Origin of the sequence: Streptomyces sp. NPDC018833 (assembly GCF_044390825.1) — a bacterium.
Classification (GTDB): domain Bacteria; phylum Actinomycetota; class Actinomycetes; order Streptomycetales; family Streptomycetaceae; genus Streptomyces.
The window spans coordinates 708,889-731,003 of the sequence record NZ_JBIRZM010000001.1 but is presented as its reverse complement, the minus strand read 5'-3'; the positions used below and the strand labels follow the sequence as shown (position 1 = coordinate 731,003).

Annotated in this window: 19 protein-coding genes and 1 pseudogene; 11 read left to right on the top strand and 9 right to left on the bottom strand. The window is 72.7% G+C overall.

Going from position 1 to position 22,115, the window contains the following annotated elements; all coding sequences use genetic code 11:
* Positions 1-101 precede the first annotated feature (101 nt).
* Together ACH5AF_RS03375 and ACH5AF_RS03370 are read left to right on the top strand one after the other, a co-directional pair.
* Positions 102-2,807 carry an ATP-binding protein gene (locus ACH5AF_RS03375; protein WP_398899647.1) on the top strand — a complete coding sequence of 902 codons (2,706 nt, stop codon included), beginning with the start codon at positions 102-104 and terminating at the stop codon, positions 2,805-2,807.
* 37 nt (positions 2,808-2,844) lie between these two features.
* Positions 2,845-4,167 carry a hypothetical protein gene (locus ACH5AF_RS03370; protein ID WP_398899646.1) on the top strand — a complete coding sequence of 441 codons (1,323 nt, stop codon included), beginning with the start codon at positions 2,845-2,847 and terminating at the stop codon, positions 4,165-4,167.
* Positions 4,168-4,313: 146 nt separating this feature from the next.
* On the opposite strand, the gene ACH5AF_RS03365 is transcribed toward ACH5AF_RS03370, so the two are convergent.
* Both ACH5AF_RS03365 and ACH5AF_RS03360 read right to left on the bottom strand, forming a co-directional pair.
* Entirely contained in the window at positions 4,314-5,327 is a 1,014-nt protein-coding gene (locus ACH5AF_RS03365) for an aldo/keto reductase (RefSeq protein ID WP_398899645.1), read from the bottom strand.
* A gap of 5 nt (positions 5,328-5,332) precedes the next feature.
* Positions 5,333-5,788, bottom strand: coding sequence for a MerR family transcriptional regulator (locus tag ACH5AF_RS03360; RefSeq protein WP_398899644.1), 456 nt, complete (start codon positions 5,786-5,788; stop codon positions 5,333-5,335).
* A gap of 87 nt (positions 5,789-5,875) precedes the next feature.
* On the opposite strand from ACH5AF_RS03360, the gene ACH5AF_RS03355 reads away from it, so the two are divergent.
* Both ACH5AF_RS03355 and ACH5AF_RS03350 read left to right on the top strand, forming a co-directional pair.
* Positions 5,876-6,340: a GNAT family N-acetyltransferase gene (locus ACH5AF_RS03355; RefSeq protein WP_398899643.1), complete on the top strand. Its 465-nt coding sequence runs from the start codon at positions 5,876-5,878 to the stop codon at positions 6,338-6,340.
* Between the two features lie 71 nt (positions 6,341-6,411).
* Positions 6,412-7,227 (top strand): serine hydrolase domain-containing protein, encoded by an 816-nt coding sequence (locus tag ACH5AF_RS03350; RefSeq protein ID WP_398899642.1) that lies wholly within the window; start codon positions 6,412-6,414, stop codon positions 7,225-7,227.
* Here ACH5AF_RS03350 and ACH5AF_RS03345 read toward each other — a convergent pair.
* The 5 genes from ACH5AF_RS03345 to ACH5AF_RS03325 form a co-directional block, all read right to left on the bottom strand.
* Positions 7,193-7,870 (bottom strand): hypothetical protein, encoded by a 678-nt coding sequence (locus ACH5AF_RS03345; RefSeq protein ID WP_398899641.1) that lies wholly within the window; start codon positions 7,868-7,870, stop codon positions 7,193-7,195. The two genes, ACH5AF_RS03350 and ACH5AF_RS03345, sit on opposite strands and share 35 nt — an antisense overlap.
* A 4-nt stretch (positions 7,871-7,874) precedes the next feature.
* Entirely contained in the window at positions 7,875-9,389 is a 1,515-nt protein-coding gene (locus ACH5AF_RS03340; protein ID WP_398899640.1) for an ATP-binding protein, read from the bottom strand.
* 20 nt (positions 9,390-9,409) lie between these two features.
* Positions 9,410-10,093: a response regulator gene (locus tag ACH5AF_RS03335; protein ID WP_398899639.1), complete on the bottom strand. Its 684-nt coding sequence runs from the start codon at positions 10,091-10,093 to the stop codon at positions 9,410-9,412.
* A 23-nt stretch (positions 10,094-10,116) separates the two neighbouring features.
* Entirely contained in the window at positions 10,117-11,697 is a 1,581-nt protein-coding gene (gene murJ / locus ACH5AF_RS03330; protein ID WP_398899790.1) for a murein biosynthesis integral membrane protein MurJ, read from the bottom strand.
* Positions 11,698-12,263: 566 nt separating this feature from the next.
* Entirely contained in the window at positions 12,264-13,436 is a 1,173-nt protein-coding gene (locus tag ACH5AF_RS03325; protein ID WP_398899637.1) for a lipid II:glycine glycyltransferase FemX, read from the bottom strand.
* 210 nt (positions 13,437-13,646) lie between these two features.
* On the opposite strand from ACH5AF_RS03325, the gene ACH5AF_RS03320 reads away from it, so the two are divergent.
* The 3 genes and pseudogenes from ACH5AF_RS03320 to ACH5AF_RS03310 all read left to right on the top strand — a co-directional run bounded on the left by ACH5AF_RS03320 (position 13,647) and on the right by ACH5AF_RS03310 (position 15,535).
* Positions 13,647-14,864 (top strand): Ig-like domain-containing protein, encoded by a 1,218-nt coding sequence (locus ACH5AF_RS03320; RefSeq protein WP_398899636.1) that lies wholly within the window; start codon positions 13,647-13,649, stop codon positions 14,862-14,864.
* A 109-nt stretch (positions 14,865-14,973) separates the two neighbouring features.
* Positions 14,974-15,306, top strand: a pseudogene (locus tag ACH5AF_RS03315) (Scr1 family TA system antitoxin-like transcriptional regulator); the annotation flags it as partial.
* Entirely contained in the window at positions 15,278-15,535 is a 258-nt protein-coding gene (locus ACH5AF_RS03310) for a DUF397 domain-containing protein (RefSeq protein ID WP_398899635.1), read from the top strand. The pseudogene ACH5AF_RS03315 and the gene ACH5AF_RS03310, both read left to right, overlap by 29 nt.
* A gap of 29 nt (positions 15,536-15,564) precedes the next feature.
* Here ACH5AF_RS03310 and ACH5AF_RS03305 read toward each other — a convergent pair whose 3' ends face one another.
* On the bottom strand, positions 15,565-17,706 hold the full coding sequence (locus ACH5AF_RS03305) for a HEAT repeat domain-containing protein (protein ID WP_398899634.1): 2,142 nt from the start codon (positions 17,704-17,706) through the stop codon (positions 15,565-15,567).
* A gap of 74 nt (positions 17,707-17,780) precedes the next feature.
* On the bottom strand, positions 17,781-18,452 hold the full coding sequence (locus tag ACH5AF_RS03300) for a pirin family protein (RefSeq protein ID WP_398899633.1): 672 nt from the start codon (positions 18,450-18,452) through the stop codon (positions 17,781-17,783).
* Between the two features lie 91 nt (positions 18,453-18,543).
* Here ACH5AF_RS03300 and ACH5AF_RS03295 point away from each other — a divergent pair, with 91 nt between their 5' ends.
* From ACH5AF_RS03295 to ACH5AF_RS03280, 4 genes are all read left to right on the top strand, one after another.
* Positions 18,544-19,728 carry a PucR family transcriptional regulator gene (locus tag ACH5AF_RS03295; protein ID WP_398899632.1) on the top strand — a complete coding sequence of 395 codons (1,185 nt, stop codon included), beginning with the start codon at positions 18,544-18,546 and terminating at the stop codon, positions 19,726-19,728.
* 89 nt (positions 19,729-19,817) lie between these two features.
* Positions 19,818-20,735 (top strand): ACP S-malonyltransferase, encoded by a 918-nt coding sequence (locus ACH5AF_RS03290; RefSeq protein WP_398899631.1) that lies wholly within the window; start codon positions 19,818-19,820, stop codon positions 20,733-20,735.
* Between the two features lie 16 nt (positions 20,736-20,751).
* Positions 20,752-21,753: a ketoacyl-ACP synthase III gene (locus ACH5AF_RS03285; protein ID WP_398899630.1), complete on the top strand. Its 1,002-nt coding sequence runs from the start codon at positions 20,752-20,754 to the stop codon at positions 21,751-21,753.
* A 66-nt stretch (positions 21,754-21,819) separates the two neighbouring features.
* A complete protein-coding gene (locus tag ACH5AF_RS03280) occupies positions 21,820-22,068 on the top strand; it encodes an acyl carrier protein (protein ID WP_215180438.1) in 249 nt (82 codons plus the stop codon).
* The last annotated feature ends 47 nt before the right edge of the window (positions 22,069-22,115 follow it).

Below are 22,115 nucleotides of genomic sequence, written 5' to 3'. Positions count from 1 at the left end.
CGGAAGTCGAGACGGCTGTCTCAGGTAAACGCCTTCGCCACAGGGGCGTTCACGTATGATCCTGCTACCTGGCCAGGACACGGAGGACGGATCCCCCCGCGGTGACCTCGACACAGCGCTTCCGTTACACCATCCCGACAGTCGCCTTCTGCGTCACCGCTGCGGCGATCTTCTTCGGCATCATCGCGGGAAGGGGGCCGGGTGAGGAGCTCACCACGATGCAGCTCTCACTCGCCACACTGGCCGGTGTCCTGTCGGGCGGACTCGCCTACTGGCAGGTCAAAGCGCAGATCGACCCGCGGCAGGTGGCGGGCATCCGAGACAGCAACGCGCGCAACCTCCCCGGAACCAGCAACCTCTTCCAGCTCCCGCCGGACATCGAGGACTTCACCGGCCACTCCGAGCAGGCCGCCGAACTCGCCGCGACACTGCTGAACAGGCTCACCGACACGGCCGTACCGATCGCCGCCCTGTACGGCAAGGGCGGGGTGGGCAAGACGACGCTGGCTGTGCACGTCGCCCACCGCGTGCGCTCGCACTTTGCCGACGGGCAGATCTACGTCAACCTCCGCGGAGCCGAGTCGCGCCCGCTGGATCCTGCTGTGGCTCTGACCCGCTTCCTCAACGAACTCGGCGTCGATTCCGACAGCATCCCCGAGTCGGTGGACGACCGGGCCAGGATCTATCGGGCACAGCTCGCCGAGCGTCGGGTGCTCGTGGTGCTGGACAATGCCGGCAGCGAGGCCCAGATCCGGCCGCTGCTGCCCGGCAGTGTCGAGTGCGCGGTGCTGATCACCAGCCGTGCACGGCTGACCGGGCTGTCCGGAGCACATATGCATCAGGTCGACGTGATGACCCGCGAGGACGGCGTCGCGCTGCTGAGGACCCTCGTCGGCGCGGAACGGGCGCGGGCCGAGCCACGGGACGTCGAAGAGGTCGCCGAACTGTGCGGGATGCTGCCACTCGCCTTGCGGATAGCCGGTGCGCGCCTCTCCTCTCGTCCCATGGAACGTATCGAGACCTTCGCCACCCGGCTGCGGGACGAGCGGCGGAGACTGGACCTGCTCGAGGTGGGCGACCTCGCCGTCCGCGCCAACTTCTCACTCAGCTACGAAGCCTGCGGCGACGAGTTGAAACGCTGCTTCCGGCTGCTCGGCACCGTCAAGACCCAGGACTTCTCAGCCGTCACCCTCGGCGCCCTCGCCGATCTGCCCACCGAGAGCGCGGAGCGGTACCTGGAAGGCCTGCTGGACCTGGAACTGCTGGAGACCGCGGGCGTCGACCCGCTGGGCAACTACCGCTACCGCTTCCACGACCTGCTGCGGGTCTTCGCGCGCGAGCGCCTCCAGACGGACGAATCAGCTGCCGCCCGCAAGGAGGCGGCTGCCCGCGTGGTCTCCCTGTACACGGCCCTGACGGTGAACGCAGCCGCTCTGCTGACGAAGGGCGGCGTGGATCGTCAGGTACCGGCTGAGCCCCGCGCCCTGGAGGTGCTGACCGCCGATCCGCTCGGTTGGGTTCGGAGGGAACGCTTCACTTTTCTGTCCACCGTAGAACTCGCCCGGGAACACGGCCTCGACGCCGAAGCCTGGCGGCTCGCCGACGTGATCGCGCGTCTTCCGCACTGGCCCACCGACTGGGCCGACTGGACGCGTGTGCAACAACTGGGGCTCGAGGCCGCCCTCGCGGAGGGCAGTCGCGTGGGCGAGGCCACGCTGCGGCGGAACCTCGGCACGCTCCACCGCGACCGTGGCGAGTACGACGACGCCGAGCGCGAGCTGAGTGCGGCAGCCGCCATGTTCGCGGAGGAGGGCGACGGCCTGGGGGTCGCCGTCACCGCGGCGATGCTCGGCGACACCTGCCGCTACACCGGCAAACTGGAGGAAGGCATCGCCCATTTCCTGCGCGCACTGGAGGAGTTCCGGTCACGGGACCTGCCTTCGTACCTCGCCTGGGTGCTCAACGGGTTGTCCGACCTCTACCGTGGCTGCAGCCGCTGGCAGGAGGCCATCGACGGATTCACCGAGTGCGTCCGCATCTACGACGAGCTCGGCAACCGGCACGCCGCAGCCTGCGCCCGCATCCGCTTCGGCATCGTCCACCGCGACCAGTGCCACTACGCTCTGGCCGAACCGCTCTACCAGCAGGGGCTGAGGGTTCTGCGCGAGGAGGGCGACCGGCGCTGGGAAGCCCGCGCTCTGCGTCATCTCGGCGTCCTGTGGCGGAACATGGGCCGCACGCGCGAGGCGGTGAGCACCCTCAGGGAGGCGCTGGCCATCTTCGAGGAACTCGCCGACCGGCGGGGCATCGCCGTCGTACAGCGCAACCTCGGAGACGCCTACCGACGCCATGGCGATCGGGACAAGGCGCTCGACCGTCTCCGGGACGCGCTGATGGGCTTCCAGGAGCTGCACGACAGGCGCTGGGAGGCCCGCACGCGTATCAGTCTGGCGGAGACCTTACGCGCCAAGGGATGCTGGGACGAGGCAGCGCAGCACTTGGACGGCGCGGCGGAGATCTACGAGGCGATGGAGTATCCACCGGGCAGGACCCGGGTCACCTACTGCCGGGGGCTGCTCTACCAGGACCAGCGCGATTGGCAGCGGGCCGAGGAGGCGTTCGCCGACTCCCGCGCCGCTTTCGACGACCAGATCTGGGCCCTGCGCGCGCTCGCCCGGACCGCCGAGGTCAGAAAGGCGCGAGGCGACAGGTCATGGCGGGAGACACAGCTCGCGGCGACGGCCGGATGCCTCAGCCACGGCGCGCGCGACGATGCGGAGGCGGCACTGTGGCTGGCCGCCTGGTGACTGGCACAGAAGCACGGGGTCGCGGGAGGGAACCGCAGTGAAGGACACACGTTACGAGGTGGCGTTGACGAACGGCGGTGGGCTGGCCGCCGCCATGGGCCGCGCGTCCCGCGCGGCACGGGAAGCCGTGCCGGTCGCCGACGAGCACGAGACGGCCATCCGCGACGTGGCTGCCGGGGTCGCGGCGCCCGTGCTCACCGGCTACGTGCTGTGGCTGCTCGAGGCGGCGCGCGAGCGTGACCTCGACCGGCTCTGCTTCCTCTCCCGGGACGCCCAGGTGATCCACGAGATCGCCCGCACACTGGCACCCCGGCTGGGTACGGACATTGAGTTGCGTTACGTCTACAGCAGCCGCCGCACCTGGAGCCTTTCCGCCTCCGACCCGTACCGCCTGGACGAGGCCGACTGGCTCTTCAACAGTTTCATCCGCTCCAACGCGGCCGACGTATGCGCCCGGCTGGGCCTCGATCCCGACATGGCGCCCCCGCTCCTCGCCCGCGTCGGCGCCTCCTCCCACCCCGCCGATCGGGCGGACTCGCCCGCCCAGAACGCCGCGCTGCGCCGCTTCGTCGCCCTCCCCGAGGTCGCCCGTACCATCGCCCCGCGCATCGGCCGGATGCGCGAGCTGGTGCTGGCCTACGCCCGCCAGGAAGGCATGGCCTCCGCCACGACCGGGCTGGTGGACGCGGGCTGGACAGGACGTATGGTCGCGGCCCTGCACTCGGTGCTCGACAGTGCGGGACTTCCCCTTCCGCACGCCTACTTCTGGGGCCATGAGCGGCGCAAAGCAGGGGGCGTGGCCCCGGAGCATGTCAGCCCCTACATGTACAACACCGCAGGCGAGCCAGGCATCCAGTGGCGCGTTCCGGACAGTCCGTACATCATCGAGACCTTCTGCATGTCCGACCACAGCATCGTGTCCGGCTACCGAGAGACCGCGGACGGGACGCTCACCGCGGAGCTGAAGGAAAGCAACACGGCGGTGACGAAGTGGGGTTTCGACGTCTACCGGGCCACGGTCCGGGCCTTCACCGAGGCCCTGGAGACCGAGTCGGCGACTGAGGACATCCGCCCCATCCTCTCGTCCGTGCTCCGGGGGTTCTGGACCCGCCCGACCCACGCCGAGGCCGCTGCCTGGGGAGCCTACCCGTACGACTCCGACCCGCTGGGCCGCTCCACCCTGCCGCTGGCCCGCCCCTTCACCCCGGAGGAGCTGGCCGGCGCGGGCGACCCCGACTTCCGGTGGGGCGACCGCGCGTGGCTGCCCGGTTCGCTGGCTCTCAACGGGGAACACGGCCGCAGGGCAGCGGAGTTGCTTGCCCCCCGGCTGGAGTGGCTGGGGGCACCGGCGGCCGATTGAGCCGCGGCCTCCGGTTCCCAGGGCATCGTGCTTGCAACGTGAGCACCATGAGTCCCGCACGGGACCGGCAGGGCGTGGGGGTGCGGGGGTGGTCCCACTCAAAGGGGGTCTGGGGCTTGCCCGAGGGAAAACGCCCCCGCCACCCCTTACTCCCGCGCCGCCGACGTCGACGACATGTCCGGGTAGCGGTCGCCCGCCACCCGGGCCGCGATCGGCTCCAGTTCCGCCAGGTCCTCGGCGCTCAGCGTCACTCGCGTCGCCGCCACGTTCTCCAGCAGACGGGTGGCCTTGCGGGTGCCGGGGATCGGGATCACCGTCAGGCCGTGGACCTCGGCGCGCCGGTGGACCCAGGCCAGGGCGACCTGCCCCGCCGTCACCCCGTGCGTGGCGGCGATTTTGTGGACGGGCTCCAGCAGCGCCGCGTTCGCCCGCGCGTTCTCGCCGGTGAAGCGCGGCTGGTGGCGGCGGAAGTCGCCCTCCGACAGGTCCTTGCCCGCGTCCGTGAACGCCCCCGTGAGGAAGCCCCGTCCGAGCGGGGAGTACGGCACGAACGCCACGCCCAGTTCGGCGGCCGCCCCGACCGCGCTGCGTTCGACGTCCCGGCTGAACAGCGACCACTCGGACTGGAGGGCGGCGATGGGGTGCACCGCGTGCGCCTCGCGCAGCTCGGCGCCGGTGACCTCGCTCAGGCCGAGGTGCCTGACGAGGCCCCGCTCGACCAGTTCGGCCATCGCGCCGACCGATTCGGCGAGCGGCACGGCGGGGTCGCGGCGGTGCATGTAGTACAGGTCGATGACGTCGGTGCCCAGCCGCCGCAGGCTGCCCTCGACGGCCAGCCGGATGTACGCGGGGTCGTTGCGCAGGCCCCGGTAGTGCGGATCGTCGGTGCGCTCGATGGCGAACTTCGTGGCCAGCGTGATCTCGTCGCGGTGCGCGGCGACGAACGGCGCGAGGAACTCCTCATTGGCGCCCCGCCCGTACACGTCCGCCGTGTCGAAGAGCGTGACGCCCTCGGCCAGCGCCGCCCGAAGGGTGTGCCGCGCCGCGGTCTCGTCGGTGTCGCCGTAGAACTCGCTCATGCCCATGCAGCCGAGGCCCTGGACCCCGACGAGGGGTCCCTCCGTGCCGAGGCGCACCTGTGCGATCTTGCTGTCGTTCATCAGGGTCAGGACCTCTCCGACGCCCGGCGGGCGTCCGCGTAGAACTCGATCTTGTGGTCCAGCACGGCGAGCGTGTCCTGGAGTTCGGCGATCCGGTCGAGGACGTCGCGCCGGGTGCGCTGCAGCAGCTCGGCGCGGGCCTCGAAGGTGTGCTCGCCCTCGCGCACCATCTCGGCGTACGCGACCATGTCCGCGACGGACATCCCCGTCAGCCGGAGCTTGCCGACGAACGCGAGCCAGTCCAGGTCGCGGTTGGTGAACCGCCGCTGCCCGGTGTGCGAGCGGTCGACGTGCGGCATCAGCCCGATCCGCTCGTACCAGCGCAGGGTGTGCGCGCTGAGGCCGGTGCAGGCGACGACCTCGCTGATCGTGTAGCGGTCCTGGCCCGCTGGGCGCGGATGCGTGGGGGGTGCGGCCTTGCACATACCGGTCCGGGCGGTCGTGTTCTCGATCACCGTCATGCGTTCCACGCTAGAACCTTGGAGTGCACTCCAAGCAAGGGGAATCCTGTGGCGATCTCGGCCCGGCCCGATCTAGCATGCCTGGCCATGAGCACCGCCCGCCGCGCCGTCCCCGCCGACGCAGAAGAGCTGGTCCGCCTCCGCAAGGTGATGCAGGACTCCTGCCACGGCCCGAACCCCGATGTCAGCTGGCAGCCCGCCGCGGTGGCGACACTGCGGGACCGGCTGGCGGACCCGTCCGGCGACCTGGCAGCGTACGTCGCCGAGCGGCCCGGCGGCGCGCTCGCGGCCTGCGCCGTGGGCACGATCGAGTACCGGCTGGGCGGCCCGGGCAACCCGCACGGCACGACCGGCTATGTGTTCAGTGTCGCCACAGACGAGGACATGCGCCGCCGCGGCCTTTCGCGCGCCTGCATGGAGGGCCTGCTCGACTGGTTCCGCGAGCGGGACGTGCGCAGGATCGACCTGCGCGCCTCCGAGGACGGCGAGCCGCTGTACGCGTCCCTGGGCTTCGTCCGCACTCCGGACCCGGCCATGCGGCTCAGTCTGTAGGGGGTGCCCGCGGGCCTTGGCCGGGGCCCTGACCAGCCGGACACCCCCTCGCACCGTCTACGCTCGTACGCATGCAGAGCCTGGCGATGATCGAGAACTGGCCGGTACCGACCGCGGCGGCCGCCGTCGTGCGCGCGGACGGGACCGTCGCCGGTTCCCACGGCCCGACCGCCCACCGCTTCCCGCTCGCCTCCGTCACCAAGCCCCTCGCGGCCTACGCGGCGCTGGTGGCGTACGAGGAGGGCGCGATCGAGTTGGACGAGCCGGCCGGACCCGAGGGCGCGACGGTCCGCCATCTCCTCGCCCACACCTCGGGGCTCGCCTTCGACGAGGACCGGGTGATGGCCGCGCCCGGCAGGCGCCGGCTCTATTCGAACGCGGGTTTCGAAGCGCTCGGCGACCACATCGCCAAGGCGACCGAGATCCCGTTCGCCGACTATCTGCACCAGGCGGTGCTGGAGCCGCTCGGGATGACGTCGACCACGCTGGACGGCTCCCCGGCCAAGGACGGCGTCTCGACGGTCGATGACCTGGTGCGGTTCGCGGCCGAGGTGCAGGCGCCGCGGCTGCTGGATCCGCGTACGGTGCTGGAGGCCATGTCCGTCGTGCACCCGGGTCTGTCCGGCATCCTGCCCGGGTACGGCCACCAGAAGCCCAACGACTGGGGGCTCGGCTTCGAGATCAGGGACGCCAAGTCCCCGCACTGGACGGGTGCTTCGTCCTCGCCGCGCACCTTCGGCCACTTCGGCCAGTCCGGCACGTTCCTGTGGATCGACCCGGACGCGCGGGCGGCGTGCGTGGCGCTCACGGACCGGGCGTTCGGGCCGTGGGCGATCGAGGCGTGGCCGCCGTTCACGGACGCGGTGCTCGCGGAGGTGCGTCGCTAGCGGTGGCCGCGGGGGTCTCGCCGGCCTGAGTGCCCCGGTGGACCGGACCCCAGGGGTCCTTCTCCGGTTCGGGGTCCGCCCGGCGCGGCGCGTCGGTCGGCGCCGGGCCCGAGCCGGCGTCGCAGCGGGCCGGGTCGAGCGTGCCGTCCACGCCCCGCAGGGTCACCTCCGTCTGTCCCTCGGCGTCCTCGGCGTAGGCGATCGTGCAGACGAGCTGCCGCCGCGCGGGCCCGGCCAGGTCGCGGACGGGGGCGGCCATCGTGACGAGCACCGTGCCCCTACCCGGTTCGATCTTCAGTGCGGAACCGAGGCGCGGCAGAGCGGCGGCGCTGCGGAGCCCGTACCCCTCCTCCTCCGCGTTCGGGCCGTTCAGCAGCGCGAAGACGGTCTCGGCGGTCGACGGCCGGGGCCGCTCGACGGCCTCGTCGCCGAAGGCCTTGCCCGTGTAACGGCTCACCGGCATCAGCATGCCGTCCGGCGAGAAGAAGAAGAGCAGCATCCGCGCATCCCTGGCCGGAAGCACGTCGAGCGTGGCCGGACCGCCCGCTTCGATGACGTCGGACTCCTGGATGCCGCAGGCCGTGAGCGACATCGCGGCCGCCAGGCCCGCCAGGGCGGCGGCTGCGCGCTGGGTCCTGCTCATGCGGTCACGCTCGCCTTCCGTGGTCCGCGGGGATCTCGACGGTGAAGAGCGCACCGCCCCCGGGTGCGTTGGCGGCGCGGATCGTGCCGCCGTGCAGGTGGACGTTCTCCTGGGTGATGGCGAGCCCCAGTCCGCTGCCCGCCGACCGGGTACGGGCCGCCTCCGCCTTGTAGAAGCGGTCGAAGATGTGTGGCAGCACGTCGGAGCGGATGCCGGGTCCGCCGTCACTGACCTCGGTGACCAGCAGCGGCGTGCCGTCCGGGCCCGTCCCCGTGCCCAGCCGTACGGTGACGGGCGCACCGCCGTGGCGCAGCGCGTTGCCGACGAGGTTGGCGACGACGACGTCAAAACGGCGGGGGTCGAGGCGGAAGCGGATGCCGTCGGGCAGGTCGGTGCGCACCAGGTCGGTCCAGTGCCGGTTCTGCAGGGTCTTGCGTATGGTCTCCGCGGCGTCGACCTCGTCGGTGTTGAGCTCGGCGGCGCGGGCGTCGAAGCGGGAGATCTCCATCAGGTCCTCGACGAGGACCGCGAGCTTGCCCGTCTCCGCGCTGATCAGCCGCACGGCCCGCGCCGTGTCCGGATCGAGGGCGTCGGCGTCCTCGTCGAGGACCTCGGTGACGGCGAGCATGCCGGCGAGCGGGGTGCGCAGTTCGTGCGAGACGTCGGAGGCGAAGCGGCGGGCGCGCGCCTCGGCCTCCTGCAGTTCGTCGACGGATCTCTCCAGTTGGGCCGCCGACTCGTTGAACGTGCTCGCCAGGTCGGCGAGTTCGTCGCGGCCCCGGGCGCGGATCCGGGTGTCCAGCCGGCCGCTGCCCATGGAGCGGGCGGCCTCCCGCAGTTCGCGGACGGGCCGCAGGACGCTGCGCGCGGCGATCAGCGCGGGGGCGAGCGCGATGGCGAGCCCGGGCAGTGCGCCGTCGCGGGCCGCGGCGACCAGGGCGTCGATGTTCGCCTGTTCGTCCGACATCGGCATCACGGCGTACAGCACGAGCCCCGTGGGCAGCGTTCCGCCCACGCCGACCTTCACCACCACGGGCATGGCGATGGTCAGGTATGGCACGCCGTCCTTGACGACGCGTTCGAAGCTGCCGTGCGGGGAGCCGGCGCGGGCGGTGCGGCGCAGTTCCTCGGTGATCACGGTCGAGGTGGGGCTCGTGCCGGAGGAGGCCCGCAGCGAGCCGTACTCGGCGAAGACGAACCAGGGGTGCGGTTTGGCCTTGCGCGCGATGCCGCGCAGCAGCTCCTGCATCACGGTGCGGTCCACGGGCAGCCCGACCCCGAGCGTCTGGACCTGCTCGCGGAAGGACTCCACCGCCGTGTCCTGGGCGCTCGCGAGGACCGCGTTGCGCGCCTCGCGGTATGTGAGCGCGGCGGTCGTCCCGGCGCTGACGACGGCCACCAGCAGGAAGGCGATGACCAGTCGGGTGCGCAGCCCGAACGCGGCGATGCGACCCCGGCCGCCGCTCCCGGCGCCGCGCCTGCCCGGCCCCCGGCCCGCGCCGCTCCGCCGGCGTCTCACTGGGGGCTTCACAGCGGGTCTCACAGCGGCCCGAAGCGGTAGCCGAAGCCCCGCAGGGTCTGGATGAACCGCGGGGCGCCCGAGCCGTCCTCGATCTTGGTCCGCAGCCGCCGCACACACGCGTCGACGAGCCGTGCGTCGCCGTGGTAGCTGTGCTCCCACACGTGCTCCAGCAGTTGCTGACGGCTGAACACCTGCTCCGGGGCCGCGGACAGGTGGAGCAGCAGCTTCAGCTCAGAGGGGGCGAGGGCGAGCGGCCGGCCGGCCTTGGTGACGGTGAGACCGGCACGGTCGATGGCGAGTTCGCCGTGGGTCTCGACGGCGGGCTTGCCGGCCCCCGGCCCCTCGATGCGGCGCAGCACGGCCCGGATGCGGGCCTCGATCACCTCGGTCCTGGCCGGTTTGACGATGTAGTCGTCCGCGCCCGCCTCCAGGCCGACGACGACGTCGAAGTCGTCGCCGCGGGCGGTGAGCATGATGATGGGCAGCTGGCTGTTCTCCCGTACCCGGCGGCAGACCTGGACGCCGTTCATGCCCGGCAGCATCAGGTCGAGCAGCAGCAGGTCGGGCCGGAAGGCGTGCAGGGCGTCGAGTCCGGCCTCGCCGGTGGCGGCGGTGCGGACCTCGTGGCCCCGGCGGCGCAGCCCGAGTTCGACCCCTTCGCGTACCGAGGGATCGTCTTCGATGAGGAGGACGCGTGGCATGGGCGGGTGTCTCCAGGTCGTGGTCAGCGTCGGACGGTGCGGCGGCGGAGCCGGGCCGTGGCCCCGGCCAGCAGCGCGCTGGTCCCGTCCAGCCGCAGGGGCCGGGCGAGCAGGACGAGGACGGCCGCGATCGCGAGGACGCCCGCGGCGGTGGCGGCGAGCGCGCCGGCGGGCTCGGCCGACCGGGCGGCGAGACGGGCCACGGCCGTGGCGAGCGCGGCGGCGGCGAGCAGCCGCAGCTGCCCGCGCAGGGTCGCCGAACGCCACAGGGCGCCGCCGCCACCCGCGAGCCTGCGGTGCAGGACGTACGCCGTGACGGCCCAGCCCGTGAACAGGGCCAGCGAGTACGCCCCGGCCATACCGGTGACGGCCCAGCGCGCGGGCAGCAGGGCGTATGCGGTCGCCGACAGGGCCGCGTTGAGACCGGCGATCACCAGGTTGAGGAAGAAGGGGGTGCGGGTGTCGGACAGGGCGTAGAAGGCGCGCGAAAGGACGTACTGGCCGGAGAACGCGACGAGTCCGGGGGCGAACGCCATGAGGATGCCCGCCATGACGGCGGTGTCGTCCGCGTCGACGGCGCCGTACTGGAAGACGAGCGTCATCACGGGCCCCGCGAGGGCGAGCAGCGCGCAGGCGGCAGGGACGATCAGGGCGGCGCTGGTGCGCAGCGCGTACGCGACGTCCCGGCGCACCGCGGCGGTGTCACCGTCGGCGGCGGAGCCACTCATCCGGGGCATGAGCGCGGTCACGAGGGACACGGTGACGATGCCGTGCGGCACGGCCCACAGCATGTAGGCGTTGTTGTACGCGCTGAATCCGGCGCCGTCGACGTGCGCGGCGGCGGCCCGTGCGCCGGCGGCGGTGGCCAGCTTGGTGGTGACCAAGTAGGCGGCCTGGTTGGTCAGCACGAGCAGGACGAGCCAGCCTGCGGAGCGCAGGGGGCGGGTGAGTCCGCTGCCGCGCCAGTCGAAGCGGGGGCGGAACCGGAACCGGGCGGCGCGCAGGAACGGCAGCAGGGCGAGCGCCTGAACTGCGATGCCCGCGGTGGTGCCCCAGCCGAGGAGGGCGGTCTCGGCGGGGGTCAGCGTGCCGCTGTCGCCGGCCGCGAGGTACAGGCCGAAGACGGTGATGACGACGAGGTTGTTGAGGACGGGCGTCCACATCATGGCGCCGAAACGGCCGCGGGCGCCCAGCACCTGTCCGAGCAGGGTGAACACGCCGAGGAAGAAGATCTGCGGCAGGCAGTACCGGGCGAACGCGACGGTCATGGCCGCCTGTTCGCCGCGGTAGTCCGTGTACACGTCGACGATGGCGGGTGCGGCCCAGACGGCGGCGGCGGTGAGGACGAGCAGGGCGAGCACGCAGACGGTGAGCAGCCGGTCGGTATAGGCGGCGCCGCCGTCGGGATGCTCCTTGGCGGCCTTGACGAGTTCGGGCACGAAGACGGCGTTGAGGGCGCCGCCGAGGAGCAGCATGTAGACGATGGTGGGGACGGAGTTGCCGACGGCGTACCCGTCGGCGGCGGCCCCGACCCCGAGCCCGGCGGCGACGACGGCGGACCGCACGAACCCGGTGGCCCGCGACACGACGGACCCGGCGGCCATGACGGCACCGCTGCGCGCGGCGGACGCGGTCGCGTCGGCGGGGGGCGCGGTTTCGGAGCCCGCGGAGCCCGCCGGACCGGCCGGGTCGCGGGCTTCAAGACCGACGGCCCCCGAGGCGGCCGGACCCGCCGCCACGGCGGGCACACGCCCGGCGCCAACACCCGCCCCGGCCGAAGAGAACGTGTCCCGCAACGGCTCCGGGACGGCGGCGGCCGCAGCGCGGCCCGGCACGGCCGGAGCCCCCGCCCCGGCGGAGCCGGCCGAGCCGTCCGGAACGGCCGGGCCGCCGAGCGGCGCGGCGCGGCCCGGCGCAGTCGGAACTCCCGTCTCCGCGACCCGGTCTCCGGCCTCAAGACCGACGTCCCCCGAGGCGGCCGGACCCGCCGCCACGGCGGGCACACGCCCGGCGCCAACACCCGCCCCGGCGGCAGCCGCTCCCGGCGGCACGGCTCGCGTCCCCCCGGCCCCGGGAGCCGCGGCCGGGCCCCGGGTCACCGGGGCCGAGGGTGCGGCGTGGCCCGGCGCGGGCGCGGGCACGTGGGCGGCGGACATGCGCGCGTCGCGCGTCATCGGCGGGCGAGGTACGTCTGGAACGCCCTGTACAGCGCATGGTTGGCGGTGCCGTCCAACGGTCTCTCCCATTCCCCCAGGGTCTCGACGACCTCTCCCCCGGTGCCGAGCTTCCAGCGCAGCAGTCCGAACCCGCGGTCGTCGGGGTCGAGGGTGGAGGGTACCCCGCGCATGTCGTAGACGTCGGCGCCGAGGGCGTGGGCGTCCTGGAGCATCCGCCACTGCAACAGGTTGGACGGCCGCACCTCACGGCGGTGGTCGGCCGACGCACCGGTCTGGTACCAGACGCGGCGGCCCACCCGGATCATGGTGTGCGCGGCGAGGATCTCCCCCTGGTGCCGGGCCAGGTACAGCGTCATCCGGCCCGGCTCCTCGGCGTTGAGCGCCGCGTACTGGCGCTCGTAGTACGCGAGCGAGCGGCCGAGCCGGAAACCGTCGCGCTCCTCGGTGATCCGCAGCAGCCGGTAGAACTCGGGCAGGTCCGCCGCGCTGCCCACCACCGTCTCCACCCCCTCCTTCCGCGCCCGCCGCACATTGCGCCGCCACTCCTGGTTCAGGCCGGACCACAGGTCCTCGACGGTCCGCCCGACGAGCGGAACGCGGAACACGTACCGGGGCTGCGCGTCCCCGTCCTCCTCGCCCCCGCACCGGTGCCAGCCGCGGGCGCGCAGCCGTTCGGCGACGGCCGTCCCCAGCGGGTCGACCTCGCGGGCGAGCACGTCGGCGAGCCGCCGGTCCGCCCCGGCGGCCGCCTTGAGCCGCGCGGCGTCCCAGCTGCGGTGGTCCGGCGACGGGCCGATCCGTACGGCGAACGCGCCCGCGGTGCGCAGTAGCCGCAGCAACGGGGTGAGCCAGGCGTCCATGCGGGGGTCGGCCCAGTCGGCGACGGGCCCCTCGGGCAGGTACGCGAAGAACTTGCGCGTGCCCGGGAGTTGGCGCAGCAGCACCAGGGCCACGCCACTGAGCTCCCCCGCTTCCGGCCGTGGCCCCCAGCCGACGAGCAGCGAACGCCATCCCTCCTTGACCTCGGCCCAGGACGGGCACTGGAGGAAGCCGGGCCCGAGGGCACTCCCGGCACGGGACGCGAGGAAGACGCGGTAGGCCTCTTCGGTGAGGGGACCGAGCGGTGTTTCCTGGCCGCGGTCGGCCGGCACGAGCAGCGCAGACACGGTGTGGGACCTCCCTGTGGTCGCGGAATGCCGTGGATGCTCACAGCCGTCCGTGACCGGTCCACGCGGCGGATGTGACCGGACGATGACCGTTCGACCCCAACCGCCGTCACACGGCCCTACAGCCCTTCACCTGCGATTTCTCCGTCCTACGCTCGTCGCATCCCACCTCATTCCGCGACGACGGAGGACCCGCCCATGCCTGCGCCCATGACAGTGAGAAGCGCACCCGCTCGCCGCATACGCGTGCGCGTCGCGGCGGCCGCCGTGCTGCTGGCCCCGCTCGCCGCCTGCTCCCCCGGCTCCACGGACGCGCAGGCCGACGACGCCAAGCCCGGTGCCCGCGCCGCCGACGACCGTCCGGCGACCGTGACGGTGTCCCCGAGCGGGCGCGCGGTCCGAGCCGGGCAGCCGGTGAAGGTGACCGCCTCGGGCGGCACGCTCGTTTCCGTCACGGTCACCGACACCGAGGGCCGCACGCTGAAGGGCTCGGGGGACACCGGCAGTTGGCAGTCCGACCGCAAGGCCGTCCCCGGCGCCACGTACACGGTGAAGGCCACGACCCGTACCGCGAGCGGCACGGAGCGCACCACGTCCACGTCGTTCACGACCGCCCCGGCCGGCAAGGTCAACAAGGTGGACTGGCGGCCCGGCGCGGGCACCACCGTCGGCGTCGCCCAGCCCCTGTCCCTGGTCTTCGACAACCCGGTGACCGAAAAGGTGGAGGTGGAGCGGCAGTTGAGGGTCACCGCCTCCGACGGCACCGAGGGCTCCTGGGGCTGGATGAAGGACTGGTCGGGCCGCGACAGGGTCGACTGGCGGCCGAAGGCGTACTGGAAGCCCGGCACGAAGGTCACTCTGGAGGCCCGGCTGAACGGCACCGACTCGGGCACGGGCGGAGGCTGGTTCGTCCACGACTACGCGACATCGTTCACGATCGGCGCCCGCCAGATCGTCGAAGTCGACCTCGACCACCACCGGTTGACGCTGGAGCGGGACGGCCGGACCGTGCGGACCATCCCCGTTTCCGGCGGAACTCCCGGCGGCGACAAGCGCTCCTGGCGCGGCACGGCGGTGCTGATGTCGAAGGAGGGAACGATCAACATGAACTCCGAGACGGTCGGCCTCGCGGACGCCTACGACAAGATGGTCGACTACTCGATGCGCCTGACCTGGTCGGGCATGTACGCGCACGCGGCGCCGTGGAACGACAAGTGGATGGGCAAGGCCAACAGGAGCTCCGGCTGCATCGGCATGAGCGACGCGAACGCCGCCTGGTTCTACGCCCAGGTCCGCCCCGGCGACCCGTTCGAGATCACGGGCAAGGACACCAAGGGCGTCCCCGCACCGGGCAACGGCTTCGGCGCGTGGAACCTCTCCTGGGAGGAGTGGAGGGCAAAGAGCGCGCTGCGCACGCCAGTTGCGTGATTTCCGTCACCACCCTGCGACGGGACGGTTACGCTCGGCTACGTACCGGAAACCGGAGGTGCCGACCGTGGCCAACGTCCAGTCACTCGACCCCAGCGCATCCCCGTAGGCCGTGCTGCACCGGCCGATCGGCGGCCGTGAGGTGATGCGCGCGCAACTGGCGCCGCTGTTGGAGTTCACGGGCCACAGGTGGATGCGCGTCCAGGTACTGCCGTTCTCGGCCGGTGAACACGCCAGTCTCGCAGGGTCATTCAACGCTCTCCGTTTCGATGACGAGCCGGACATCGTCTACACGGAGGACCTCATCTCCGGCCGTATGACCGCCAACCCCGAAACCATCAGGGAAGCCGCGCGCCGTTACGCTCACCTCCAGGAGTCGGCGGCACTGATCGCCCGCGTGCTGGAGGAACGCTATGGAGACCAGCCCGAGCAAGTGGCGTAAGTCCAGTCACAGCGGCCCCAACGGCGGCGACTGCGTCGAGTGCACCGTCACCGGCGGCGCCACGTGGCGGACGTCCTCGTACAGCGGCAGCACCGGCGGCGACTGCGTCGAGGTCGCCGACGGCTGCCCCGACGGGGCCGTCCCGGTCCGGGACAGCAAGAACCCGGACGGCCCCGTGGTCGTCGTCGGCGCAGGCGCGTGGCGGGCGTTCGTGGACGGCCTGCGGTAGCGCCGCCACGACCGCGGCCGGCCGCGCGTTCAGCCGGTCCGGTCCGGGCGGAGCGCGGCGAGCACCTCGCGGGCGCGGGCCCGGAGCCGTTCGTCGGCGCGGACGATCTCGCTCTCGACGCCCGACCGGATCACCCGCAGGTCCCGTTCCGCGAGGTCCGTCAGCCGGCGCACGTGATCGGCGGACAACGCGTCGGCGCCCAGGGCGAGCAGGGCGTCGCACGCCTCCAGCGCGCTCGCCTCCTGCTCGGCGGAGGTCAGCACGGTGTCGGCCAGGGCCGGGCGGTCGAGGGTGTCCGGACCGGCGACGGCCGCCAGGGCGAGCACGGCCGCCGGCGCCTTCGCGGGATCGTCGAGCAGCGCTGTGAGCCGGGGCACCAGGGGCCGGCCGGCCGGGCCGAGCAGCGCGGCCGCGCGGGCGGCGCGTATCGCGGTCCAGCGGAACCAGTACTCACCGGACGCGCGGGCGAACACCGAGTCCAGCACCGCGCCCACGGTCTCGGCGTCCCCGGTGATCCGCCACAGGGCGTCGGCCAGCGCCACGTCCGCGTCGAGCACGGGCGAGGTGTCCTGGGCGTCCGCGCCGCTGAGGGCGCCGCGCAGGGCCTCCGCCAACCCCGTCGCCGCCGCACCCAGCCGGCCCGCCACCTGGGCCGCCCAGGCCGCGTCGCCTGATGCTTCCGAGAGCTCCTTGGCCAACCTCGCCAGGAGAACATCTGTCTCACCGGTCAGTTCGAAGTGGGCCTCCGCCACCGGGAGCGGCCCGTCGGGGGCCTGCGCCCGCAACGCCTGGGCCGCGCGCCGACGTTCGCCGGGCGGGCACTCGGCGGCGATCGCGGCGACGGCCGGGGCCGCCGGCAGCGGGAACCGGGTGAGCAGTTCGTACAGCTCGGGCAGCGCGTCGGCGGCCCGTCCGCCCCACTGCCGCAGCAGGCGCATCAGTTGGATGGGCTCGTTCCCGGTGAGGTCGTCCTCCGCCAGCCTGGCCCGGACTGCCGTCAACAACTCGGTGTGGAACGGGAAGGGCACGTCTTGCGGTGCCCGGAACCCGGCGGCGGCGTCCAGACCCCAGGGGCGCTTCCCGAGGCCGCGGGCGAGCAGCGGGGCCGCCCGGTCCGGCGCCACCACGGCAAGCACGCCGAGCGCGCGGTCCGCGAGATCGTCGTCGTGGCCGGCTTCCGCGAGTGCGGCCAGGGCGGGCGCGGCCTCCGCCGCGATCGGTCCCAGCTTCCCGAGCAGGGACAGTACGCCCCGCGCGTCGCCCGCCGTGACCAGCGGCAGCAGTGCGGGCAGCAGCCGCTCCGGGGCGCTGCGGGACATCTGGCAGGCCCGGTCGGCGGCCCACGCGGCTTCGGCCCGCACATCGGCCCGTTCGTCCCGCAGGGCGGCGTCGAGCAGGTCCCCGGCCGCCGTGGTGTCCGCGTCGGTCCCCCGCCGCAGCAGCTCCTTGACGACGGCGCACAGCGGCTCACCCCGGTCCAGGTCGAGCCGTTCCCGGCCGAGCGGGCTCGCGGGCAGCGACAACAGCATCGCCCGGTGGTGTGCGGCGTCCCATGCCTCGCCCGCGTCCAGGCGGGCGAACACGGCGGCGAGCCGCAGGTGCGCGGGCTGTTCCGGCCCAAGGGCCGCCTGCGCGAGGGCGGCACCGGCCGCCGGGTCCAGCCCTGCGATGGCGCCGAGGAGTTCGGCCCGCACGAGCGGTTCGCGCTCCGTGTCCCACCGGCCCAGCAGCGCGGGCAGCACCGTGTCGGCAGCACGCGTCCGCGCGACGGCCCACACCGCGGCCTGACGCACCGCGGGATCGGGATCACCCAAGGATGGCGTGATCAGTGGCAGTTGCGCGGCGACGGCCCTGCGCACGGTGCCCGGCTCCACCCCGTATTCGTCGTCGCTCCCGGCCATGTCGCCGAGCAGCCTCAGCAGATCGGCGGACTTGTGGCCGGCCGCCGCGATCCGGGCGAGGAACGGCGCCGCGTCGGCAGTGGCCGCGTAGACGGTCCCCTGGTGCAGGACGCTGCCGTAGAGCTCCGACACCGCTTCGTCCGCGGCTTCCTCGTCGTCCCCGGCGAGCGCCCGCAGCAGCTCCGGCAGGTCCTCGGCACTGCCGTAGGCATGGGTGGTGTCGGCCCATGGGTGTGTGTCGAGACCGTCGAGTGCGTGTGCGAGATCCATGCGCGGATCATGGCAGGCAGGTCCGACACCCGGCGGCCCTCGCCGTGCGGGACGCGCGGGCCGGACCGGACGCGTCAGCCGGCGGCCATCTCCCACATCAGCACCTCCGCCGCCCCCTCGGCCACGATCTCCAGCCCCTCCGCGTCCGTGATCCGCGCCGCGTCCCCCGGACCCAACTCCTCGCCACCGAGCGCCACTTCGCCCCGCGCCACATGCACGTACACGAACGGCGCGTCGGGGACGGCGGTCCGCTCGCCAGGGGCGAGGCGGCGGACGTGGAGCATCGCCCCGGCCTCGGGGAGCGCGTACGGAGTGGAGTCGGCGATGCCGCGGACGATCTCGTACGACGGCTTGCCGCCCGGGTCCTTCGGCGCGAGCCACATCTGCACGAAGACCAGCGGGTCCGGGCCGTCGTTGCGTTCGACGTGCCGTACGCCGCCCGCCGAGCTGAGGCGCTGGACGTCGCCGGGGCGCACGAGCGTGGCGTGGCCCGCGGAGTCGCGGTGGGTCAGCTCGCCCTCGACGACCCAGGTGACGATCTCGGTGTGGCTGTGCGGATGCTCGTCGAACCCGGCACCGGGCGCGAGGCGCTCCTCGTTGCAGGCGAGGATCGCGCCGAAGCGCAGATTGTCGGGGTCGTAGTGGCGCCCGAAGGAGAAGGCGTGCAGGGACTCGATCCCGGCGGCCGGGTCGCCGCCCGGGTAGCGGTCGGCGGAGCGCCGGATGGAGGTCCGGATGGCAGTCACCGGACCACCGTAGCCGGGCCGCGGCGGTACACGCGGCCATGAGGGAACCCCGGCACTTAGCCTTCGCGTCCCGATAAGGCAGTCTTGTCCCGTGCCCCAACCTGCAGCGAACGCCTCCCATCCACACTCCGCGACCCTGCGTCGCCTTGAGCAGTCCTCCGGCCGGCTGGCCGCGAACGCCATCGCGCGCATGGACGAGTCGCTGCCGTGGTACCGGGCCATGCCCCCGGAGAACCGGTCGTGGATCGGACTGGTCGCGCAGGCCGGTATCGCCGCGTTCACCGAGTGGTTCCGGCATCCGGAGACGCCGCAGGCGATCTCGACGGACGTCTTCGGTACGGCTCCGCGCGAGCTGACCCGGGCGATCACCCTGCGCCAGACCGTGGAGATGGTGCGCACCACCATCGAGGTCATGGAGGCGGCGATCGAGGAGGTCGCGGCCCCGGGCGACGAGTCGGTGCTGCGCGAGGCGCTGCTGGTGTACGCGCGGGAGATCGCGTTCGCGACCGCGCAGGTGTACGCCCAGGCCGCGGAGGCCCGCGGCGCCTGGGACGCCCGCCTGGAGTCGCTGGTGGTCAACGCGGTGCTGTCCGGCGAGGCCGACGAGGGCGCCGTGTCCCGGGCCGCCGCCCTCGGCTGGAACTCCCCCGAGCATGTGTGCGTGATCCTGGGCACCGCTCCCGACGGGGACAGCGAGCTGACGGTGGAGGCGATCCGCCGGGCCGCCCGGCACGCCAAGCTCCAGGTGCTGACCGGTGTGCTCGGCGACCGGCTCGTCGTCATCGCGGGTGGCAGCGACAACCCGCTGCATGTCGCGAAGGCCCTGATCGGCCCTTACGCGGCCGGTCCCGTCGTCGCCGGACCCATCGTGCCCGACCTGCTGGCCGCGACGCGGTCCGCGCAGGCCGCCGCCGCGGGCCTCAAGGCGTGTTCCGCCTGGCAGGACGCGCCGCGGCCGGTGCTGGCGGATGATCTGCTGCCGGAGCGGGCGATCGCCTCGGACCCTGCGGCGCGCGAGCAGTTGGTGGAGGAGATCTACAGACCGCTGGAGGAGGCCGGCTCGGCGCTGCTGGAGACTCTGAGTGTGTATCTGGAGCAGGCCAGCAGCCTCGAAGGCGCCGCACGGATGCTGTTCGTCCATCCCAACACCGTGCGCTACCGGCTCCGACGTGTGACGGACGTCACCGGCTGGTCACCCTCCGATGTCCGCTCGGCGTTCACTCTGCGGATCGCCCTGATTCTCGGGCGTCTGGCCGACGGAGACAGCCAGCTCTAGACTTTTGTGGAACACCGACAATTCCCCTGACGGTTCTTCGTCCTTGTCCTCACGGGCGGGCCGAGCCGTCCACAAGAGAGAGTGTGAGGGTGCTCGTACTCGTCGCTCCCGGCCAAGGCGCTCAGACGCCCGGCTTCCTGACTCCCTGGCTCGACCTCCCCGGTGCCGCCGACCGCATCGCCGCCTGGTCGGACGCCATCGGCCTCGACCTTGCCCACTACGGCACGAAGGCCGACGCGGACGAGATCCGCGACACGGCCGTGGCCCAGCCGCTGCTGGTGGCGGCGGGCCTGCTGTCCGCTTCCGCCCTCGGTGACGTGACGCCCGGCGCGGTCGCCGGCCACAGCGTCGGCGAGATCACCGCGGCCGCGTTCGCCCGCGTCATCGACGACACCGCCGCGCTGCGACTCGTACGGGCCCGGGGCCTGGCGATGGCCGAGGCCGCCGCGGTGACCAGGACCGGAATGTCGGCGCTGCTCGGCGGCGACCCCGAGGTGACGGTCCCGCACCTGGAGAAGCTCGGCCTGACCCCGGCGAACGTCAACGGCGCCGGCCAGATCGTCGCCGCCGGCACCATGGAGCAACTGGCCGCGCTGGAGGCGGACAAGCCGGAAGGTGTCCGCAAGGTCGTGGCGCTGCAGGTGGCCGGCGCGTTCCACACGCATCACATGGCGCCCGCGGTCGCGAAGCTCCAGGAGGCCGCGCAGGGCCTCGACCCGGCCGACCCCGCCGTCCCGTACGTCTCCAACAAGGACGGGCGCACCGTCGCCACCGGTGCCGAGGTCGTCTCGCGCCTGGTCGGCCAGGTCGCCAACCCGGTGCGCTGGGACCTGTGCATGGAGACGTTCGCGGAGCTCGGTGCCACCGCCCTCATCGAGGTGTGCCCGGGCGGTACGCTCACCGGTCTCGCCAAGCGCGCCCTCAAGGGCGTCCAGACACTCGCGCTGAAGACCCCCGACGACCTCGACGCGGCCCGCACGCTCGTCGCCGAGCACCAAGCAGCCTGACAAGGAGCCGTAGCGCATGTCGAAGATCAAGCCGAGCCAGGGCGCCCCGTACGCACGCATCATGGGTGTCGGCGGCTACCGTCCGACCCGTGTCGTGCCCAACGAGGTGATCCTCGAGACGATCGACTCCTCCGACGAGTGGATCCGCTCGCGCTCGGGCATCGCCACGCGCCACTGGGCCTCGCCCGAGGAGACCGTGACCGCGATGTCGGTCGAGGCGTCGGGCAAGGCGATCGCCGATGCGGGGATCACCCCGGAGCAGATCGGCGGGGTGATCGTCTCCACCGTGTCGCACTTCAAGCAGACCCCGGCCGTCGCCACGGAGATCGCCGACCGGATCGGCGCCGTCAAGCCGGCCGCGTTCGACATCTCCGCGGGCTGCGCGGGCTTCGGCTACGGCCTGACCCTCGCCAAGGGCATGATCGTCGAGGGCTCGGCGGAGTACGTACTCGTCATCGGGGTGGAGCGCCTCAGCGACCTCACCGACCTGGAGGACCGTGCGACGGCCTTCCTGTTCGGTGACGGCGCGGGCGCCGTCGTCGTGGGCCCCGCGAAGGAGCCGGGGATCGGCCCGACCGTGTGGGGCTCGGAGGGCGACAAGTCCGAGACCATCAAGCAGACCGTGCCGTGGACGGACTACCGCGAGGGGTCCGTCGACAAGTTCCCCGCCATCACCCAAGAGGGCCAGGCGGTGTTCCGCTGGGCCGTCTTCGAGATGGCGAAGGTCGCCCAGCAGGCGCTCGACGCGGCCGGCATCTCGTCGGCCGACCTGGACGTCTTCATTCCGCACCAGGCCAATATGCGGATCATCGACTCGATGGTGAAGACGCTGAAGCTGCCGGACCATGTCACGGTCGCACGTGACGTGGAGACCACCGGCAACACCTCGGCCGCCTCGATTCCGCTCGCCATGGAGCGGCTCCTGGCGACCGGACAGGCGAAGAGCGGCGACACCGCGCTCGTCATCGGCTTCGGGGCGGGTCTCGTCTACGCCGCGACGGTCGTTACCCTCCCCTAGGCACCCGTACGGATCTTCCGGACGGCTACAGCCACACCCTCTGATACACACCGAAGGAGCGCCAACATGGCCGCCACGCAGGAAGAGATCGTTTCGGGTCTCGCCGACATCGTCAACGAGATCGCCGGTATCCCGGTCGAGGACGTCCAGCTGGACAAGTCCTTCACCGACGACCTGGACGTCGACTCGCTGTCCATGGTCGAGGTCGTCGTCGCCGCCGAAGAGCGCTTCGACGTCAAGATCCCGGACGAGGACGTCAAGAACCTGAAGACCGTCGGCGACGCCGCGGACTACATCCTCAAGCACCAGGCCTGAGACTGACGCGCTCGTCGCCGCCCAGCGGTGGCGCCGTGCACATTCCG

Coding starts and splice junctions, on each gene's coding strand:
- ACH5AF_RS03365 (WP_398899645.1), bottom strand. CDS start 5,327: ATGAACGACAGCAAGATCGCACAGGTGCGCCTCGGCACGGAGGGACCC.
- ACH5AF_RS03360 (WP_398899644.1), bottom strand. CDS start 5,788: ATGACGGTGATCGAGAACACGACCGCCCGGACCGGTATGTGCAAGGCC.
- ACH5AF_RS03355 (WP_398899643.1), top strand. CDS start 5,876: ATGAGCACCGCCCGCCGCGCCGTCCCCGCCGACGCAGAAGAGCTGGTC.
- ACH5AF_RS03350 (WP_398899642.1), top strand. CDS start 6,412: ATGCAGAGCCTGGCGATGATCGAGAACTGGCCGGTACCGACCGCGGCG.
- ACH5AF_RS03345 (WP_398899641.1), bottom strand. CDS start 7,870: ATGAGCAGGACCCAGCGCGCAGCCGCCGCCCTGGCGGGCCTGGCGGCC.
- ACH5AF_RS03335 (WP_398899639.1), bottom strand. CDS start 10,093: ATGCCACGCGTCCTCCTCATCGAAGACGATCCCTCGGTACGCGAAGGG.
- murJ (WP_398899790.1), bottom strand. CDS start 11,697: ATGGCCGCCGGGTCCGTCGTGTCGCGGGCCACCGGGTTCGTGCGGTCC.
- ACH5AF_RS03320 (WP_398899636.1), top strand. CDS start 13,647: ATGACAGTGAGAAGCGCACCCGCTCGCCGCATACGCGTGCGCGTCGCG.
- ACH5AF_RS03310 (WP_398899635.1), top strand. CDS start 15,278: ATGGAGACCAGCCCGAGCAAGTGGCGTAAGTCCAGTCACAGCGGCCCC.
- ACH5AF_RS03305 (WP_398899634.1), bottom strand. CDS start 17,706: ATGGATCTCGCACACGCACTCGACGGTCTCGACACACACCCATGGGCC.
- ACH5AF_RS03285 (WP_398899630.1), top strand. CDS start 20,752: ATGTCGAAGATCAAGCCGAGCCAGGGCGCCCCGTACGCACGCATCATG.
- ACH5AF_RS03280 (WP_215180438.1), top strand. CDS start 21,820: ATGGCCGCCACGCAGGAAGAGATCGTTTCGGGTCTCGCCGACATCGTC.